This window comes from Arthrobacter sp. Br18 (genome assembly GCF_000520555.1).
Taxonomy (GTDB): Bacteria; Actinomycetota; Actinomycetes; order Actinomycetales; family Micrococcaceae; genus Arthrobacter_D.
Genome location: NZ_KI914880.1, coordinates 22337 through 24888 on the forward strand (window position 1 = coordinate 22337; position 2552 = coordinate 24888).

The following is a 2552-nucleotide window of genomic DNA, read 5'->3' on the forward strand; positions in this document are numbered from 1 at the left end:
GGACTGACCCGACTGCCCGTACTGCGGCTGAGACCCACCGGACTGACCCGACTGCCCGTACTGCGGCTGAGACCCGGGATACTTCCCCTCAGATTCGCCCTGCGACGAACCTGGATTATTGCCTGACATCATTGCCCCCCACTAGCGATTGACAGAGTTTTTTCGGTGTGAGCAAACAGTAGCACCAGACATTGACACGCATCGCCGGTTGCCGTTTTCCCGCTGTCACTCTCGAACAGCAGGCACTATCGCCTTGCCCGGATTGAGGATTCCGCGCGGGTCGAACACGTCCTTGATCCGCCGCTGGAGGTTCAGCACCTCGTCGGCCTGCTCCCAGGGCAGCCACCGCAGCTTGTACTGGCCCACGCCGTGCTCGCCGGTGATGGTTCCGCCGAATTCGAGGGCGGTCCGCACGGACTCGTCCAGTGCGACCGCCAGCCGCACAAGCGCTCCGGGGCCGTCGGTCGTGGACACCCAAAAGGTGGGGTGGAGATTGCCATCGCCTGCGTGCGCAACAACCTTCAAGTGCACGGCCTGATTTCTGGCGATGTCCTCCAGCGCACCGATATACCGCACGAGGGATGACTTCGGCACTGCAACATCCTCACCGACCCGATACTCATGATCCACCGGGTCTCCTCTGCTGTGGCGGCGCAGTTCGACCAGATCGGCAGCCTCCGCTGCTCCGACCTCGGACAGCGTGCCTCCGAGTTCGGTCAGGACACGCCGGACGGCTGCCGCCTCCTCGTCAGCTCCGAACCCGTCGGTCTGAAGGAGCAGCAGCGCTCCTCCGCGTGAGGCCAGTCGCGACCCGTGGGCGACATCCAGTGCCTCCATCGTCATCCCGTCGAGCAATTCCAGAATGGCGGGCTGTACGCGGGCACGGGCTATCGCCAGAACACCTTCCGCCGCTGATCTCACATCGGGAAAGAACGCTGCAAGTGTCTGAACCTTTTCCGGCAAATACCGCAACCGCACGGTGATGCCCACGACCACCCCGAGCGTCCCCTCGGATCCGACGAGCAGTGCTGTCAGGTCGTAACCAGCAACGCCTTTGAACGTCGAATGCCCGGTGTGGATCAATGTTCCGTCTGCGAGCACGACATCAAGCGCCAGGACCGAATCGCGGGTTACACCATATTTGGCACAGCGGAGCCCGCCTGCGTTGGTCGCCACATTGCCGCCGATCGTCGACCACCGATAGCTCGCGGGGTCGGGAGCGAACATCAAGCCGTATTCCGCCGCTGCGGAGTTTAGGTCGGCATTGACGACACCGGGTTCGACGACGGCAACCTCATCCTCGGGGCGTATCTCGAGAATGGCGTTCATGCGTTCGAGGCTGAGCACTATGCAGCCGGGTGTTGCGTGCGCTCCGCCAGACACGCCGCTGCCGGCACCCCGGCAAACCACCGGTACGTCCCGCGAGCTCGCCCACTTCAGGATCGTTTGCACGTCATGGGTGTTGTCGGGCCATACGACGGCGATCGGCGCAGCACTGTCAGTGATTGGACCCTGATCGTGACTGTAGGTTCGGAGGTCCGCCGGCGCCGACGAGGTCCTGCCGGGCAATAATTCCTCGAGCTCATCCTTTAGATGGCTGGCCACCTCCCGCTCCACAGTCACAGCGAACCGCCCATGAACCTCGCGTAATGGGAAAGGGCCTCCGGCCAGAAGGAGTCGTAGCGAGAACGAAGGTCGCCTGCCCCGGCAGGTGCCTCCCACCCACCGTGCTGGACGAACACCACAGTTCCGGGCTCACCCGACAGCTCTACCTGGGAAAATTCGACTGTCACTGTCGTCGAAGAGGCCGCGCCAGGCCTGTGCCTCCAGAGCAATTCTAGGCGCGCTGGCGGAACCCTGACCGTCACCTCGGCCCAGACAGTTTCGTCATCTTCTGCTGACGTCTCCACGAGCGCGTTCGATTCAAGATCGAAGAAGCTGCCGGTCCCCCAGACGCTGAGGAGCGCTGTCGGCCACCACAAATGGATGTGGTCGATGAAGCCCGCCCAGGCATGAGTGGCATCGCCAGGAACCGTCACCTCAGCACCGATATCGTCGATCAATCGATCAGGGGGTGGCTCCTGCGCGGGGTGGGAGAACAAGTCGCTCATACTCCGACCCTACCGGTGGCGGAGCTTGGGATCTTGCCGGATGGTTCCTGGTTTGGTGGGGGTGGGGTGGTTAATGGGGTGAAGCCCCCACCGGGGGGTGGGGGCTTCACGTAATGGTTGTCCGGCGGTGTCCTACTCTCCCACACTCTCTCGGGTGCAGTACCATCGGCGCTGTGGGTCTTAGCTTCCGGGTTCGGAATGGGACCGGGCGTTTCCTCCACGCTGTGACCGCCGTAACCCTTGCTACCAGCCACCACCCCCCTGTGTGGGGGTGTGGGGTGGTAAATCTGTGGGGTCCGGTGTGGCCTGGACGGTGTCCAGGCTCGTGTGCGAACTGTTTTTGGACTGTATTTAGTTGTGGGTTCCCTGGTTGTTGGTTGGGAACCGCATAGTGGACGCGTAGCATTTGATCCTTGCCCCTTGTACCCCTTTTGGGGGGGG

The 2552-nt window shown here is 62.7% G+C and carries 2 protein-coding genes and 1 rRNA gene; all 3 read right to left on the minus strand.

Annotated features, from left to right (window positions below; all coding sequences use genetic code 11):
- Nucleotides 1-225: 225 nt before the first annotated feature.
- Nucleotides 226-1569 carry an FAD-binding oxidoreductase gene (locus Y704_RS0113535; RefSeq protein WP_253904346.1) on the minus strand — a complete coding sequence of 448 codons (1344 nt, stop codon included), beginning with the start codon at nt 1567-1569 and terminating at the stop codon, nt 226-228.
- Nucleotides 1570-1619: 50 nt separating this feature from the next.
- Nucleotides 1620-2111 (minus strand): SRPBCC family protein, encoded by a 492-nt coding sequence (locus tag Y704_RS0113540; protein WP_026550514.1) that lies wholly within the window; start codon nt 2109-2111, stop codon nt 1620-1622.
- Between the two features lie 119 nt (nt 2112-2230).
- Nucleotides 2231-2347, minus strand: a 5S ribosomal RNA gene (rrf, locus tag Y704_RS0113545).
- Nucleotides 2348-2552: the final 205 nt, after the last annotated feature.